The organism is Elioraea sp. Yellowstone (assembly GCF_006704265.1).
Classification (GTDB): Bacteria; Pseudomonadota; Alphaproteobacteria; order Acetobacterales; family Acetobacteraceae; genus Elioraea.
On sequence record NZ_VIKA01000026.1, the window covers coordinates 1 to 15,772 of the forward strand.

13 protein-coding genes are annotated in these 15,772 nt (G+C 72.1%); 6 read left to right on the forward strand and 7 right to left on the reverse strand.

Annotated features, from left to right (window positions below):
- Positions 1-233: 233 nt before the first annotated feature.
- Entirely contained in the window at positions 234-869 is a 636-nt protein-coding gene (locus tag FK498_RS06025; RefSeq protein WP_141852588.1) for a LysE family translocator, read from the reverse strand.
- A gap of 58 nt (positions 870-927) precedes the next feature.
- Here FK498_RS06025 and FK498_RS06030 point away from each other — a divergent pair, with 58 nt between their 5' ends.
- Genes FK498_RS06030 through FK498_RS06040 form a run of 3 tightly spaced genes read left to right on the forward strand, consistent with a single transcriptional unit; the run spans position 928 to position 4,390 of the window.
- On the forward strand, positions 928-1,959 hold the full coding sequence (locus tag FK498_RS06030; protein WP_141852590.1) for a ligase-associated DNA damage response exonuclease: 1,032 nt from the start codon (positions 928-930) through the stop codon (positions 1,957-1,959).
- Positions 1,956-3,605 (forward strand): cisplatin damage response ATP-dependent DNA ligase, encoded by a 1,650-nt coding sequence (locus FK498_RS06035; protein WP_141852592.1) that lies wholly within the window; start codon positions 1,956-1,958, stop codon positions 3,603-3,605. Before FK498_RS06030 ends, FK498_RS06035 begins: the two co-directional genes overlap by 4 nt.
- Entirely contained in the window at positions 3,602-4,390 is a 789-nt protein-coding gene (locus tag FK498_RS06040; RefSeq protein WP_237560849.1) for an HpcH/HpaI aldolase/citrate lyase family protein, read from the forward strand. Before FK498_RS06035 ends, FK498_RS06040 begins: the two co-directional genes overlap by 4 nt.
- Before the next feature lie 88 nt (positions 4,391-4,478).
- Here FK498_RS06040 and FK498_RS06045 read toward each other — a convergent pair whose 3' ends face one another.
- Positions 4,479-5,327, reverse strand: coding sequence for an amidohydrolase family protein (locus FK498_RS06045; protein WP_141852594.1), 849 nt, complete (start codon positions 5,325-5,327; stop codon positions 4,479-4,481).
- 153 nt (positions 5,328-5,480) lie between these two features.
- On the opposite strand from FK498_RS06045, the gene FK498_RS06050 reads away from it, so the two are divergent.
- Positions 5,481-6,527, forward strand: a complete 1,047-nt coding sequence (locus FK498_RS06050; RefSeq protein WP_141852595.1) for an extracellular solute-binding protein — start codon at positions 5,481-5,483, stop codon at positions 6,525-6,527.
- Positions 6,528-6,590: 63 nt separating this feature from the next.
- Positions 6,591-7,067 carry a hypothetical protein gene (locus FK498_RS06055; protein WP_141852597.1) on the forward strand — a complete coding sequence of 159 codons (477 nt, stop codon included), beginning with the start codon at positions 6,591-6,593 and terminating at the stop codon, positions 7,065-7,067.
- Between the two features lie 167 nt (positions 7,068-7,234).
- On the opposite strand, the gene FK498_RS06060 is transcribed toward FK498_RS06055, so the two are convergent.
- The 3 genes from FK498_RS06060 to uvrB form a co-directional block, all read right to left on the reverse strand.
- On the reverse strand, positions 7,235-8,878 hold the full coding sequence (locus FK498_RS06060) for an iron ABC transporter permease (protein WP_141852599.1): 1,644 nt from the start codon (positions 8,876-8,878) through the stop codon (positions 7,235-7,237).
- 157 nt (positions 8,879-9,035) lie between these two features.
- Complete coding sequence (locus FK498_RS06065) at positions 9,036-9,674, reverse strand: flavin reductase family protein (protein WP_141852601.1); 639 nt, start codon at positions 9,672-9,674, stop codon at positions 9,036-9,038.
- Between the two features lie 61 nt (positions 9,675-9,735).
- The gene (gene uvrB / locus FK498_RS06070; RefSeq protein ID WP_141852602.1) at positions 9,736-11,922 is read right to left on the reverse strand and encodes an excinuclease ABC subunit UvrB; all 2,187 of its coding nucleotides are present in this window, start codon (positions 11,920-11,922) and stop codon (positions 9,736-9,738) included.
- A gap of 108 nt (positions 11,923-12,030) precedes the next feature.
- Here uvrB and ggt point away from each other — a divergent pair, with 108 nt between their 5' ends.
- A complete protein-coding gene (gene ggt, locus FK498_RS06075) occupies positions 12,031-13,716 on the forward strand; it encodes a gamma-glutamyltransferase (RefSeq protein ID WP_141852604.1) in 1,686 nt (561 codons plus the stop codon).
- On the opposite strand, the gene FK498_RS06080 is transcribed toward ggt, so the two are convergent.
- Both FK498_RS06080 and FK498_RS06085 read right to left on the reverse strand, forming a co-directional pair.
- The gene (locus tag FK498_RS06080) at positions 13,667-15,040 is read right to left on the reverse strand and encodes a hypothetical protein (protein WP_141852606.1); all 1,374 of its coding nucleotides are present in this window, start codon (positions 15,038-15,040) and stop codon (positions 13,667-13,669) included. The genes ggt and FK498_RS06080 overlap by 50 nt on opposite strands.
- A 60-nt stretch (positions 15,041-15,100) precedes the next feature.
- The gene (locus tag FK498_RS06085; protein ID WP_141852608.1) at positions 15,101-15,772 is read right to left on the reverse strand and encodes an amino acid ABC transporter permease; all 672 of its coding nucleotides are present in this window, start codon (positions 15,770-15,772) and stop codon (positions 15,101-15,103) included.

A 15,772-nucleotide genomic window follows, 5' to 3' on the forward strand; every position in this document is an offset into this window, starting at 1 on the left:
CGATGAGCAGGGCGGAGCGGCCTGCGCGCGCCTCGGCCAGCATCGCGCGCTGGTGCGGGTGCGGCGACCAGCCGCGCATGGCGAACCAGGCGGCGAGGCGGGCGGGCAGCGGGTGTGTTCCTGTTTCGTCCACATTCTGACTATAGGCACATGTCGAGAGTCCGCCACCGCGCTTCTGCCAGGCGGCTTGCGTCAGTCGAGCGCGCTGCGCCGAAGTTCCATGATCAGGGCAGTCATGTCGCCGGCCGGCGTGCGGCGGCGAGGGCGAGGCCGAGTCCCACCATCGCTCCGGCCGACGCCTTGCGAAGCCGGCGGAGAAGCCGTGGCCGCCGCGCTGCACCGTCGCGGACCCGCGCGGCCCAGAGCACGACGAGCGCGTCAACGGCGGTGTTCAGTACGACCGAGATCGTGCCGAGCAGCACGAACTGCAGCGCGACCGCGCCGGCGGGATCGACGAATTGCGGGATGAAGGCGAGGAAGAAGGCGGCAGTCTTGGGGTTCAGCGCCTCGACGACGATGCCGTCACGGAAACCCGAGCGGCGGCGCGGCGTCAGTCCCGCGTCCGGCAGCCGCACCACCGTGCCGGCCTCACGCCAGATGCGGATGCCGATCCAGACGAGATAGAGCGCGCCGGCGAGCTTCAGGGCCGTGAACGCCTCGGCGCTGGCGAGCACGAGCGCCGAGACCCCCGCCGCGCCGGCGGCGACGTGCACCAGTCCACCGATCCCCGTGCCGAGCGTGCAGCCGAGCCCCTCCCTCCGTCCGCCGGCGAGCGTGCGGGCGGCGACGAACATGATCCCGGGTCCGGGGGTGCCCGCGATGACGAGGGCGGCGCTGAGGAAGAGCAGGAAGGAGGCGGGATCAATCATGGCGCCAGGGTAGGGCGGCGCTTCCTCTCGTGCCACACTCGCGCCATGTGAGGAGCGAATGCCTCCCCATCCCGAAACCTGGCTGAAGGTGACTCCCGCCGGGCTCTGGTGCGAACCGGCGAATCTCCATATCGACCCCGCCCGTGCGGTGCCCCGGGCGGTGATCACCCACGCACATTCGGACCACGCCCGGCCCGGCCACGGCGCGGTGCTCGCCACGCCCGAGACGCTCGCGCTGATGACGCGGCGGCTTGGCGAGGGACGAGCCGGCGAGGTGCAGCAGGCACTTCGCTACGGCGAGACGCTTGACGTGAACGGCGTGCGCGTCACGCTGCGCCCGGCGGGACACGTGCTCGGCAGTGCGCAGGTGGTGCTGGAGTGGCAAGGGGCACGCGCGGTCGTCTCCGGCGACTACACGCCCCGGCCGCAGCCGACCTGCGCCCCCTTCGAGCCCGTCGCCTGCGACCTCTTCGTCACCGAGGCGACCTTCGCCCTGCCGGTGTTCCGCCACCCGCCGGCCGAAGGCGAGATCGCGCGGCTGCTCGCCAGCCTGCGCGTGTTTCCGGACCGCACGCACGTCGTTGGCGTCTATGCGCTCGGCAAGGCGCAGCGCCTGCTCGCGCTCCTGCGCGCGGCGGGCTACGACGCGCCGATCTGGCTGCACGGGGCGCTCGCGCCGATGACCGAGGTCTACGAGTCGTTCGGCCAGGACTTCGGCGACCTGCGTCCGGCTACGGTGGCGAACAAGGACGCGCTCCGGGGCGCGATCGTGCTCGCCCCGCCCGGCGCGATCCAGGACCGCTGGGCGCGCCGGCTGAACGATCCCGTGGTGGCACTCGCCTCGGGATGGATGCGCGTGCGCCAGCGCGCCAAGAGCCGCGGCGTCGAGCTGCCGCTGGTGATCTCCGATCACGCGGACTGGGACGAGCTGAACGCAACCATCGACGCGGTCGGCGCACCGGAGGTGTGGGTGACGCACGGGCGCGAGGAGGCGCTGATCCATGCCTGTGCGCAGCGCGGCGTGCGGGGCCGCGCGCTCCATCTGATCGGCCGCGGGGAGGAGGACGAGGCGACGGAGGCCGAGACGTGAGGGCCTTCGCCGACCTGCTGGAACGTCTCGTGTTCACGCCCGCGCGCGGCGCCAAACTTGCGCTGCTGCGCGACTGGATCGCGACCCAGCCCGACCCCGATCGCGGCATCGGGCTCGCCGCCATCACGGGCGAACTCTCCTTCTCCGCCGCGAAGCCCGGGCTGATCCGCGCGCTCGCCGCCGAGCGCACCGATCCGGTGCTGTTCGCCTGGAGCTACGACTACGTGGGCGATCTTGCCGAGACGGTCAGCCTGATCTGGCCCGCACGCGCGGGGGGGAAGGCCGCGGCACCATCCCTCGCCGAGGTCGCCGAGACGCTGGCGACGGCGAGCAAGGCCGACCTGCCGCGGATCGTCGCCGGCTGGCTCGATGCGCTGGATGCCTCGTCGCGGCTCGCGCTGCTCAAGCTGATCACCGGGGGGTTGCGCGTCGGCGTCTCGGCGCGGCTCGCCAAGGTGGCGCTCGCGGACCATTTCGGCCGCCCGGTGGATGCGATCGAGGAGGCGTGGCCCGCGGTCGATCCGCCCTACCTGCCGCTGTTCCGCTGGCTGGAGGGGGCGGCGCCGCAGCCGCGCGCGATCGATGCGCCGGTGTTCCGCCCGCTGATGCTGGCGACGCCGCTGGAGGAGGGCGAACTCGCGGCGCTCGACCCGGCCGCGTATCGCGCCGAGTGGAAATGGGACGGCATCCGCGTGCAGCTCGTCGCCACGCGGCTCGGGCGGAAGATCTGGTCGCGCGGCGGCGAGGAGATCAGTTCCGCGTTCCCCGAGATCACCGAGGCGATGGCGGGGCTGCACGCCGTGCTGGACGGCGAGCTGCTGGTGGTGCGCGACGGCGCGGTCGCCCCCTTCGCCGATCTCCAGCAGCGGCTGAACCGCAAGGCGGTCGGACCGAAGCTGCTGCGCGACCACCCCTGCGCGGTGCGGCTCTACGACCTCCTGTTCGAGGGCGAGGAGGACCTGCGCGGTCTTCCGTTCGACGCGCGGCGGGCGCGGCTGGAGGCGTGGTACGCCCGACATCGCCCGCTGCGCATGGATCTCTCGCCGCTCGTGCCCTTCGCCTCGTGGGAGGAACTCGCACGGCTGCGCGAGGGTGCGCGCGCGGCGGCGATCGAGGGACTGATGCTGAAGCGCGCCGACAGCCCCTATGTCGCCGGACGGCCGAAGGGGCCTTGGTTCAAGTGGAAGCGCGATCCGCTGACGATCGATGCGGTGCTGATGTACGCGCAGCGCGGCCACGGCAAGCGGTCGTCCTTCTACTCGGACTACACCTTCGGATTGTGGCGCGCGGACGGCGAGCTCGTGCCCGTCGGCAAGGCCTATTTCGGCTTCACCGACCAGGAACTGGCCTGGCTGGATCGCTGGATCCGCAACAATACGGTGAACCGTTTCGGCCCGGTGCGCGAGGTGGAGAAGGCGCTGGTGCTGGAGATCGCATTCGACGCCGCGCAGCTCTCGAGCCGGCACAAGTCGGGCGTCGCGCTCAGGTTCCCGCGTATCAGCCGGATCCGCACCGACAAGCCGGCCGGGGAGGCGGATCGGCTGGAGACGCTGCTCGCGCTGGCCGAGAACCGGCCGCGCGAGGCGCCATTGACCGCGTCCGGCACGCGTGGTGCCGTGCCGCCTCCAGCGGAGAGGGAGGTATGACCCGGATGATCGAGAACCACGCGCTCGCGCGCATCAGGGCCGGCGGCGTCGCGCTCGGCCTCGGCGTGCATCATCTGCGCACGGCCGCGACGGGGATGCTGGCCGAGGCGGCCGGGGTCGACTGGCTGTTCATCGACGCCGAGCATGGGGGGTTCAGCGAGGATCAGGCCACACAGGTGGCGATCGCGGCCTTGCCGACGCGGGTGACGCCGATCGTGCGGGTGTGCAAGGGCGCGCTCGATCAGGCGCCGCGGGTGCTCGACAATGGCGCGATGGGCGTGGTGATCCCGCACATCGACACGGCGGAGGAGGCGCGGGCGGTGGTGGAGGCCTGCAAGTATCCGCCGCTCGGCCATCGCAGCCTCGGCGGCCCCTGCGCGCAGGCGGGCTATGCGGCGCTGCCGGCGGGCGAGCTGATGGCGGAGATGAACAAGCGCCTGCTGACGATCGTGATGATCGAGACGCCGCAGGCGGTGGAGAACGCGGAGGCGATCGCGGCGGTGCCGGGGATCGACTGCCTGATGATCGGAACCTCCGACCTGACGGCCGAGATGGGCATTCCGGGCCAGATCGGCCATGAGCGCGTGAAGGCGGCCTATGCGGCGGTGATCGGCGCGTGCCGGAAGCACGGCAAGATCACCGGCATGGGCGGCGTCTACGACGAGCAGAACGCGCCGGTCTACATCGGCATGGGCGCGCGCCTGGTATTGTCGGGCAGCGACCATGCGCTGCTGATGGGCGCGTTGAAGGCGCGTACCGGGTTCCTGCGGTCGATCACGGTGTGAATGGGATCAAGGGGGCGCGCCCCTTCGTGCCTGCGCGATGGGGGCCGGCCATGGCCCTTTGCGGGGCAGGGGGCGGAGCCTCCCCGCCTCAATCGGCGAAGTAGAGCCGCGCGGGATTGTCCACCAGGATCATCTCGCGCGTCTTGGGATCGGGCACCCAGTCCAGCAGCAGGTCGAGCTCCTTCGCGTCGTCGGGCTTCGGATCCATGCGCGGGTGGGGCCAGTTCGCGCCATAGAGCAGCCGGTCGGGCCGTGTCTCGACGAGCGCGCGCACGCGCTGTTCCACGTCCGGATAGGGCCAGCCGGTGCTGGACGAGTAATAGAAGCCGGAGAGCTTCACGTAGACCTTGCCGGTCTCGACCATGCGCAGCAGCGCCTGGAAGGCGGGGTGGGTGGCGGTCGCCATCGCACCCGGCCCGGGCGGGACGCGCCCGAGATGGTCGATCACGACGGGGCAGGGGAGCCGCCCGATCAGGTCCGCCCAGGCGGGCATCCTCGTCCCGTCCGGGTCCTGCATGATGATGTGCCAGCCGAGGGGCGCGATGCGCCTCGTCATCGGCTCGACGTCGTCGAGGGTGAGCCATTTCGAGCCGAAGAAGAAGCGCAGGCCGCGGGCGCCCTGCGCGTGCAGGGCGCGGAATCCCGCCTCGGTCTCATCGGGCCGCGTGATCACCACGGCGCGGGCGCGTTCGATGCCGATCCTCTCGACCGCTTCGAGGGTGCAGCGGTTGTCGTGGCCGTAGGCGCCGGCCTGGACGACGGCGACGCGATCGAAGCCGAGCCGGTCCATCAGCACGGCCTTGTAGGCGCGCCAGTCGTAGGTCTTCTCGCCGATCTCGGGAGCGAGGTAGGGGAAGCGGTCGGGGTCGTAGACGTGGCTGTGGCATTCCACTGCGCCTCGCGGCAGGACGAGTTGCGGGCGTGCGGTCTCGGCCATCGGTCTGTTCCTTCCTCGGCGCGCGGCGGCGGCACTGTAGGCGGCGGCGGGGCGCGGGTGAACCCGGCGGCGTCGGAATCCAGTTGCGAACCGCTCGCAGATGCCCTAGGAGTCGCTGCGAATGATTTTCAACATCAACAGCGACGGGACGCCATGACCGACCGCACGATCCTGCTCCGCCGCCGCACCGCCCTGCTCGGCGGGGCCGCTCTCCTCGCCGCGCCGGCGCTCGTGCGCGCGCAGGAGAAGGTGGTGAACGTCTATTCCTCCCGCCACTACGACACCGACCGCGCGCTCTATGACGGCTTCACCGAGGTCTCGGGCGGGGTGCGCGTGCGGCTGATCGAGGGCGACGCGGACCAGCTGATCGAGCGCATCCGCAACGAGGGGGCGAACAGCCCGGCGGACGTGCTGATCACGGTGGATGCGGCACGGCTGGTGCGGGCGATGGACGCGAACGTGCTCGCCCCGACCAGGAGTGCGACGCTGGAGAGCCGCGTGCCGGCGCATCTGCGCGACCCCGACGGGCACTGGTTCGGCCTCTCGAAGCGTGCGCGCGTTCTCATCGTGCCCAAGGACTGGACGCCGCCGAAGCCGCTCGCCCGCTACGAGGACATCGCCGATCCGGCGTTCCGCAACACGATCCTCGTGCGCACCGCGAGCCACGTCTACAACATCTCCCTCGCCGGCTCGATCCTGGCCGCGAACGGCGAGGCGGCGTTCGAGCAGTGGGCGCGGGGCGTGGTCGCCAACATGGCGCGCCCGCCGCAGGGCGGGGATACCGACCAGATCATGGCCGTGGCCGCCGGCCAGGGCAGGATCGCGGTGAGCAACACCTACTACTTCGCGCGCCTGATCCGCTCGTCGAAGGCCGAGGACCGGCAGGCGGCGGAGAAGCTCAAGGTGATCTTCCCCAACCAGGAAGATCGCGGCACGCATGTCAACATCTCGGGCGCCGGCGTGGTGCGCACGGCGCCGAACCGCGACGCGGCGGTGGCCTTTGTCGAATACCTGACCTCGGTGAAGGCGCAGGAGATGTTCGCGCGCGGCAACAACGAGTACCCGGTGGTGGACGAGGTGAACGTCGTGCCCGAGGTCGCCGCCTGGGGCCGCTTCAAGGAGGACCGCCTGAACGCGGTCGCCTATGCGCGCAACGGCGCGAAGGCGCTCGAGATCATGCAGCGCGTCGGCTGGCGCTGAGGGTTGTCCGTGAAGGGGGCTCAGGCCCCCTTCTTCCGCGCCACAGTTGAGAATGGTTCGCAAATGAGCGCCGAGGCGGCGACCCTGCATCCGGATCGAAGCACCGCGACCACCACGGTGCCGGATCTCGACCGCGCTGCTCAGCTCGCGCTGTTCGCGCTGCGGGGCGCGGCCGCGCGCGGCGGGACAGACGCGCCGCTCTGTCTCGCCTTCGCCCGTGCCGGGATCTCGCCGCGCGCCATCGCGGTCTTCACCGAGTTCATCGCACTGCTCGATGCAGGCACGCGTGGCACGATCGTGCTCCACGCGCCCCCTCAGGCGGCGCTGTCGCGCGACGAGGCCCTGCTGCTGACGGGGCTGGCGGCCCTCCAGGCCGGCGAGCCATGGGTCGCGCAGCGCGCGGTGGCGGAATGGCTCGCGCCCTGCCTCGCGCCGCGCGGCATAGCGCTCATGGCCTGCGCCGCGGCCGAACTGTGCCGGGCCGGGCTCAGGCTGCAGCGAAGGCCAGCCGCGGTCGGTCCGCCGCGCCTCTCGAGCTGAACCCGATCGCTCCGCCGTTCACGTTCCCCTCGCGGCGGGGCGTCTCCCAGGGCACCCCGGACCCGTTCCCCCGGGGCATTGCCCCAATATCGCTCCGTTCCCACTTGCGCCCCGGGCAGCCCGCCCGGGGCGTCCTGTTTTCCGGAATGGCCCAGCCTGCCCCGCCCTCAGCCGTGCCCGGTGCGCTTCATCGCCCGCGACAGCAGCGCGACGGGGATCAGCCCGACCGCGACGATCAGCAGCGCCGCCGTCGAGGCCTCGGCGAGACGCTCGTCCGAGGCGAGGTTGTAGACGCGCACCGCGAGCGTATCGAGATCGAAGGGCCGGACGATGAGCGTCGCCGGCAGTTCCTTCATCGTGTCGACGAAGACGAGCAGCAGGGCTGCGAGCAGGCTGCCGCGCAGGAGCGGCAGATGGACCGCGAGCAGGGTCCGGCCCGGACCGCGGCCGAGCACGCGCGCGGCGTCCTCCACCGTCGGCCGGATGCGCGCCAGTCCCGCCTCCACCGAGGAGAGCGCCACCGCGAGGAAGCGCACGACATAGGCGAAGACCAGCGCGGCCATGGTGCCGGAGAGCAGCAGCCCGGTGGAGACGCCGAAGCGCGTCCGCATCCAGGCATCGACCGCGTTGTCGAACAGGCCGAACGGGACGAGCACGCCGACCGCGATCACCGAGCCCGGGATCGCGTAGCCCATCGCCGCGATGCGCGCGGCCGCCCGCATCGTCAAGCCGCCGCGCAGCCGCACGCCGTAGGCGACCACCACCGCGATCGCGGTGGCGATCACCGCGGCCACGCCCGAGAGCACCAGGCTGTTGCGGGCGAAGGGCAGGATCGTCGGGCCGAACAGCGGGTCGCCCTCGGTCAGGGCGTAGCGCAACAGCACATGGGCCGGCAGCAGGAAGCCGAGCAGGACGGGCAGCGCGCAAGCGAGCATGGCGGCCGCTCCCGCCGCGCCGCCGAGCGGCGAGCGGGTCAGCGCCTGGTGCTTCGAGGAGGTGTTGTGGAAGCGCCGCGGCCCGCGCGCCGCGCGCTCGAGCGCGAGCAGCAGCGCGACCACGCCCATCAGGCAGGCGGCGAGCTGCAGCGCCGCCACCCGGTCGCCCATGGTCAGCCAGACCTGGTAGATGCCCGTGGTGAAGGTGCGCACCGCGAAGTGCTGCACCGTGCCGAAATCCGCCAGCGCCTCCATCAGGGCAAGCCCGGTGCCGGCGGCGATGGCGGGGCGTGCGAGCGGCAGGCCGATGCGGAAGAACACCTGGCGGCGGTTGCAGCCGAGCGTGCGCGCGACCTCGGCGAGGCAGACCGACTGTTCGAGGAAGGCGGCGCGCGCGAGGAGATAGACATAGGGGTAGAGCACCAGCCCCAGCATCGCGATGGCGCCGCCGACGCTGCGGATCTCGGGGAACCAGTACTCGCCCCACTGCCAGCCGAAGGTGGCACGCAGCCAGGTCTGCACCGGTCCGGTGAACTGCAGCAGGTCGGTGTAGACATAGGCCATCAGATAGGCCGGCACCGCGAGCGGCAGCAGGAGCGCGATCTCGAAGACGCGCCGTCCTGGAAACTCGTGCATGGTCACGAGCCAGGCCGTGCCGGTGCCGATGACGATCGCGAGCGCGCCGACGCCGACCGCGAGCAGGGCGGAGTTCAGCACGAACTCGGCGAACACCGTGCCGACGATGTGCTGCCAGGCCGGCCCGGCCGGCCTGAGCGCGCCGATCAGCACGGCGAGGATCGGCGAGGCGACCAGCAGGGCGACGAGGACGGCCGCGACCGTCCAGGCCGAGTGTGCGCGCAGCGCCGCCCGCGCCATCGGCGGTCCGGCAGGGCGGCCGGCTGAGAGGGCGATGTCCTGCGGCACGGGTCGATCGGCGGCCGGTCGGGGCGCGCGGTCCCTGCAAATGGTTCTCAGTCGCAGACCTAGCACGCGCCGCCAGACATCGCCAGAGAACGTCGCCGGCGGCGCGCCGCTACTCGGCGGCCTTGCCCGCCAGCCAGTCGGCCACCGTGATGCGCGGGATCTCGATCCGGTCGGTCGTGCGCGCGTACCAGCCGCGACCGTGCATGCGTCCGATCAGCCCGAGTCTCGGCGTGTCGATGTAGCACCGGGCGGGATCGAGCACGCAGTCGTCGCGCACATGCATCGCCAGCACCTTGCCCAGCACCACCGCGCGGCCGTTGCCGACCTCGACCACCGCAAGCCGCTCGCACTCCATCGAGACGGGGCTCTCGGCGATGCGCGGCGGCTTCACCAGCGTGCTGGCGAGCGGCGTCAGCTTCGCCATGGCGAGCTCGTCGACGCCAGGATCGACGTCGATCGCGGTGATGTTCATCGCATGGGCGGTCTCCTCGGACACCAGGTTGACCACGAACTGGCCGGTGCGGCGGATGTTCGTGCCGGTGTCCTTGAGCTCACCCCTCTTCGGGCCGATGCCGATCGCCACCACCGCCGGGTCGTTCGCCATGGCGTTGAAGAAGCTGTAGGGCGCCGCGTTCACCCGCCCCTCGGTGTCGAGCGTGGTCACCCAGGCGATCGGCCGCGGCACCACGGTGGAGACCAGGAGCTTGTAGGCGTTGTCGGGGCCGATCGCGGCGAAGTCGAACAGCATGGCGGGTCTCCGGCAGGGTGCGCGAGGCAGAAATAGGGGGGGCGGGCGCGATCGGCCAGGGTCACGGGCCGCGGCGGCGCTTCGCCCCGCTCCGGCGCCGGGCGGGATCGTAGCCGCCGCCGCCCGGGCCGAGCGGCCTGGGCTTCCAGTCCACGGCGCGCGAGGGCGCCACGCCGGGGCGATCCAGCCCCAACTCCTTCGCCTCCAGCCGGCGGATCTCGTCGCGCAGCTTCGCCGCGGTCTCGAACTCGAGATCAGCGGCCGCCTCGCGCATGCGCCGTTCGAGCTCGGCGATCGTCGCGCGCAGATCCTTGCCGACGAACTCGCTCGGTCCCGCCTCCTCGGCGACGGCGGCGACGGTGACGTAGTCCTGCTCGTAGACCGAGGCGACGATCTCGGCGACCTGCTTCTTCACGCTCTGCGGCGTGATGCCGTGCGCCGCGTTCCAGGCGAGCTGCTTCGCCCGCCGACGCTCGGTCTCCTCGAGCGCGCGCTTGAGGCTCTCGGTCATGCTGTCGGCGTAGAGGATCACGCGGCCGTCGATGTTGCGCGCCGCCCGGCCGATGGTCTGGATCAGCGAGGTGGTGGAGCGCAGGAACCCCTCCTTGTCGGCGTCCAGGATCGCGACCAGCGCGCATTCCGGGATGTCCAGCCCCTCGCGCAGCAGGTTGATCCCGACCAGCACGTCGAACACGCCGAGGCGCAGGTCGCGGATGATCTCGATCCGCTCCAGCGTGTCGATGTCGGAATGCAGGTAGCGCACCTTGATGCCGGCGTCGTTGAGGAACTCGGTGAGCGTCTCGGCCATCTTCTTGGTGAGAGTGGTCACCAGCACGCGCTGGCCCTTCTCGGCGCAGGCGCGGCACTCGGCGAGCAGGTCGTCCACCTGCTTCTCGACGGGGCGGACGATCGTGACGGGATCGACGAGCCCCGTCGGGCGGATCACCTGCTCGACGAACACGCCGCCGGTGCGCTCCATCTCCCACGGGCCGGGGGTCGCCGAGACGAAGATCGTATCGGGGCGCATCGCGTCCCACTCCTCGAACTTCAGCGGCCGGTTGTCGACGCAGGAGGGCAGGCGGAAGCCGAACTCGGCGAGGATCGACTTGCGCGCATAGTCGCCGCGATACATGCCGCCGAGCTGCGGGATGGTGACGTGGCTCTCGTCGACGATCAGCAGCGCGTTGCCGGGCAGGTACTCGAACAGGGTGGGCGGCGGCTCGCCGGGATTCCGCCCCGTCAGGTAGCGCGAGTAGTTCTCGATCCCCTTGCAGGACCCCGTGGTCTCGAGCATCTCGAGATCGTAGAAGGTGCGCTGCTCCAGCCGCTCGGCCTCCAGCAGCTTGCCCTGCGCCCGCAGTTCCGCCAGCCGCTCCTTCAGCTCCGCCTTGATGCCCTGGATCGCCTGGGTGATGGTCGGGCGCGGCGTGACGTAGTGGCTGTTGGCATAGACCGTGATCGTCTCGAGCGCGGCGGTCTTCTCGCCGGTCAGCGGGTCGAACTCGTGGATCGATTCGACCTCGTCGCCGAACAGCGAGATCCGCCAGGCGCGGTCCTCGTAGTGGGCGGGGAAGATCTCCACGCCGTCGCCGCGCACGCGGAAGCTGCCGCGCGCGAAGGCGAGGTCGTTGCGGCGGTACTGCAGCTCCACCAGCGCCTTCAGCAGCCGATCGCGGTCGAGCCGCTCGCCGCGCGCCACCCGCACCACCATCTGGCTGTAGGTCTCGACCGAGCCGATGCCGTAGATGCAGGAGACCGAGGCGACGATGATCACGTCGGGGCGCTCGAGCAGCGCGCGGGTCGCGGCATGGCGCATCCGGTCGATCTGCTCGTTGATCTGCGCATCCTTCTCGATATAGGTGTCGGTGCGGGGAACGTAGGCTTCCGGCTGGTAGTAGTCGTAGTAGGAGACGAAGTACTCCACCGCGTTGTCGGGGAAGAACGACTTCATCTCGCCGTAGAGCTGGGCGGCGAGGGTCTTGTTGGGCGCCAGGATCAGCGTCGGCCGGCCGAGATTGGCGATCACGTGCGCCATGGTGAAGGTCTTGCCCGAGCCGGTCACGCCGAGCAGCACCTGATCGTGCTCCCCCGCTTCCAGCCCGCGCGTCAGCTCCGCGATCGCCTGCGGCTGGTCTCCGTTCGGCGCGAAATCGGCCTGCAGGCGGAAGCGTGCGCGCTCGGGCCACGCCAGGCGCTTCTCCGGCAGGAAGACCATGGGCGGGCCGGCGATGACGGCGGGGGCGGGCATGCTCTCTCCTCGGTCATGCGCTCAGATGGGGTGGCCGTGCGGCGGCGCCATGGCGTCCGGCGCAGGGTGGGGGCAGCATAGCGGGAATGCCCGCCGAGGACGCTGCCGATGCGCCGGTTCGCCCTTGCCCTGCTGCTGCTCGCCGCTCCGGCCGCCGGCCGCGAGCCCGCCACTGCCGCACGCCACATGGTCGTGGCCGCGCATCCGCTCGCGGCCGAGGCGGGGCGCGAGGTGCTGCGCCGCGGCGGGGCGGCGATCGACGCGGCGGTCGCGGTGCAGGCGGTGCTGGGGCTCGTCGAGCCGCAATCCTCCGGCATCGGCGGCGGCGCCTTCATCCTGCACTGGAACGCAGGCGTGCGCACGCTCGAGACCTGGGACGGGCGCGAGACCGCGCCGGCCGAGGCCGCGCCCGACCTGTTCCTCCGCCCCGACGGCGTGCCGATGGGGTTCCTGGAGGCGGCGCATGGCGGGCGTGCGGTCGGGGTTCCGGGGGCCGTTGCGGCACTCGAGGCCGCGCACCGGGCGCATGGTCGCCTCCCCTGGGCCGGCCTGTTCGCCCCGGCGATCGCCCTCGCCGAGCGGGGCTTCGCGGTCTCGCCGCGGCTTGCCGCCGCGATCGCCGCTGAACGTGAACGGCTCGCGCGCGACCCGGCCACGCGCGGCCATTTCCTGCTGCCGGACGGGTCGCCGCTGCCCGAGGGCCATGTGCTGCGCAATCCCGCCTATGCCGAGACCCTGCGCGCGATCGCCGCGCGCGGCGCGGCGGCCCTGCGCGAGGGGCCGGTCGCCGAGGCGATCGTCGCCGCGGTGCACGGTGCGGCGTGGAACCCGGGCCGGCTGAGCGCGGCCGACCTCGCCGGGTACCGCCCGGTGCTGCGCGATCCCGTCTGCGTGCCCTACCGCGCCTGGCGCGTCTGCGGCATGGGCCCGCCCTCCTCGGGCGGGATCGCGGTCGGGCAGATCCTCGGCCTGCTCGCCCACACCGACATGGCCGCGCTCGATCCGCGCGGGGCGGAGGCGGCGCACTGGCTCGCCGAGGCGGGCCGTCTCGCCTTCGCCGACCGCAACCTCTACGTCGCGGACCCCGACCGCGTGCGCGTGCCGGTGCGCGGGCTGCTCGATCCGGCCTATCTCACCGCGCGCGCGCAGCTGATCGACCGCGACCGCGCCAACCCGGCGCCGAAGCCCGGCAACCCGCCCTGGCGCGAGGGGGCCCTCGCCCCCGATGCGACCGCGCGCGACAGCGGCACGAGCCACCTCTCGATCCTCGACGCCTCCGGCAACGCGGTGGCGATGACCACCACGGTCGAGAGCGCATTCGGCGCGCGGATCATGGCGGCGGGGTTCCTGCTGAACAACCAGCTCACCGACTTCTCGTTCCGGCCCGAGAGCGACGGCCGCGCCGTGGCGAACCGCGTCGAGCCGGGCAAGCGGCCGAGGAGCTCGATGGCGCCGACCATGGTGTTCGATCCGCAGGGCGAGCTGCGCGTCATCCTGGGCTCGCCGGGCGGGGCGCTGATCATCGGCTACGTCGCGCAGACCCTGGTCGCGATCCTCGACTGGGCGATGGACCCGCAGGCCGCGATCGGGCTGCCGCGCGTCCTGACCACCGGCGGGCCGGTGCTGCTGGAGCGGGATACCGGGGCGGCCGGGCTGAAGGAGGCGCTGGAGGCGCGCGGGCACCGCGTGACGGTGCAGCCGACGGTCTCGGGCCTGCACGCGATCGTCGTGACCGCGCGCGGCATCACGGGCGGGGCGGATCCGCGGCGCGAAGGGGTGGCGCTCGGCGACTGAGCCGCGCGGCGATGAGCATCGCGACCACCAGCGGGAACAGCCACATCAGCCGCGCGGCGTAGCGGTCGTGCACCGCGCCGCCCAGCCCGACCGCCACCGCGTTGGCAACCGCGGCGGCGGCGGTCGCGACCGCGAGCACCGCCGCCGGCGAGCGCGCCGCCATGCGGTCGAGCGCCAACCAGAGCGCGGCGACCGGCACGGCGAGGAGCGACAGAGGCCCCGCGAGCCGCGCGAGCGGGAACCGCGCGATCTCCTCGCTGGTCTGCCGCGCCGCATCCAGCGCCGCCGCCGCCTCCGGCCCCATGGTCGCGGCGAAGCGCGGGATGACGAGGCGCGCGAGCAGCGCGCGGTCCTCGTTCACGCGCACGGAGAGATCGGCGCCGACCTCCGCGGTGACGAGCTGGCGGAGCGCGCGCGCAAGCCCGTTGCGCAGGAACGGCCACCAGTGCTCGGCGATCACGCGCGGATTGAGCGCCGCGAGCTCGCCCTCCAGGCGGAAAAAGTCGCGGTCGCGCCACACCACCGAGTTCGGGTTCCAGAGGAAGTCGTCGGAATCGCGCGGCAGCGACGCGATGTCGGCGCAGAGCGTCCAGGCCGGGTGCGGGCAGTGCGCGGTCAGATAGGCCTGCATCAGCCCGTCGCCGACCAGGCGCGCGCCGAGGAAGATCGACGAGCCGAAGGCGAGCGTCGCGGTGCCGTGCGAGAGCCAGTTCGCGATCAGGTTGAACGCCGGCGCCGCGACCAGCGCCGCCGCGGCGGCGCCCAGACCGCTCCATGCCACCGGCGCGCCGCGCAGCAGCAGCCGCAGCACGGCCAGCGCGAGGAGGATCGCCGCGAGCGTGGGCAGATGGGTCAGGTGCACCGCGGTCGCGGCGGCGAGCGCGAGCCAGGCGCCGATCGCCTCGATACGTCCGAGTCCGCCAAGCGCCAGCGCCGCGGCCGCCAGCACCATCGGCGCGGTGAGCGCATCCGCCATCACCCAGGAGACGAACCACGGCGCGCCCGAGAGCAGGGCAAGCGCGAGGCAGACCCCGAGCAGATGCCGGCCCGCGCCGAGCCCGGCCCGGCGCAGCACCAGCCGGATCAGCCAGACGGTCAGCAGCGCCTGCGCCGCGATCACCGGCCAGAGCGTGTGCGCCTGGTGCAGCGGCCCGATCAGCCAGCCATAGGCGGGCGGGCGGAACGGCCGGAACCACTCCGGGCGCGTCCAGACCCAGAGATAGTCGGTGGTGTCGCTGAAGATGAGCGGCCAGCCGTTCCAGAACGCGGGCCAGAGCAGCGCGAGCGTGGAGGCGAGGATGGCGAGCGGGATCGGCAGGCGCATCGGCGTGCGCGGCTACGCGAGCGATGTGGCGGCGGCAAGGCCGCGCCTCGCACGCCTGCGTTACCGCCGCGCCACCGCCCGGTGCTCGAGCCGCGAGAGCAGCCGCACCGCCGGCCAGAGCAGGAGGAAGTAGATCACCGCCGCGGCGACGATCGGCGAGGGGTTGTAGGTGACGCTCTGCGCCTGGCGCGCCTGGTAGAGGAGCTCGGGCAGCGCGACCACCGAGGCGATCGAGGTGAGCTTCACCACTTCGAGCGTGTTCGAGACGAGGTCCGGCAGCACGTTGCGCACCGCCTGCGGCAGGATCACCCAGGTCATCGCCTGGACGGCGGTGAGCCCCGTGGAACGCGCCGCCTCCATCTGCCCGCGCGGGATGCTCTCGATGCCGGCGCGGAAGATCTCGCCGTAGTAGGACGAGGTGTTGAGGAAGAAGCCGATCGCCACCGCGCCGAAGGCGCCGAGCTCGATCCCTGCGAAGGGCAGGCCGGCATAGAGGAACATCAGCAGCACGAGCGGCGGGAAGGCACGGAAGAAATCGACCCAGGCGATCAGCGGCCAGCGCACCCAGCGCGAGCGGATGGTGGAGAGCAGCGCCAGGATCACGCCGCCGAGGAGCCCGAGCGGCACGGCCACGACGATGAGCTGGACCGTCACCCACAGCCCCTGAAGCAGGATCGGCGAGGCGGCGCGGACGACCTCGAGATTGAAGAACGTGGCGACGAACTCGTCCAT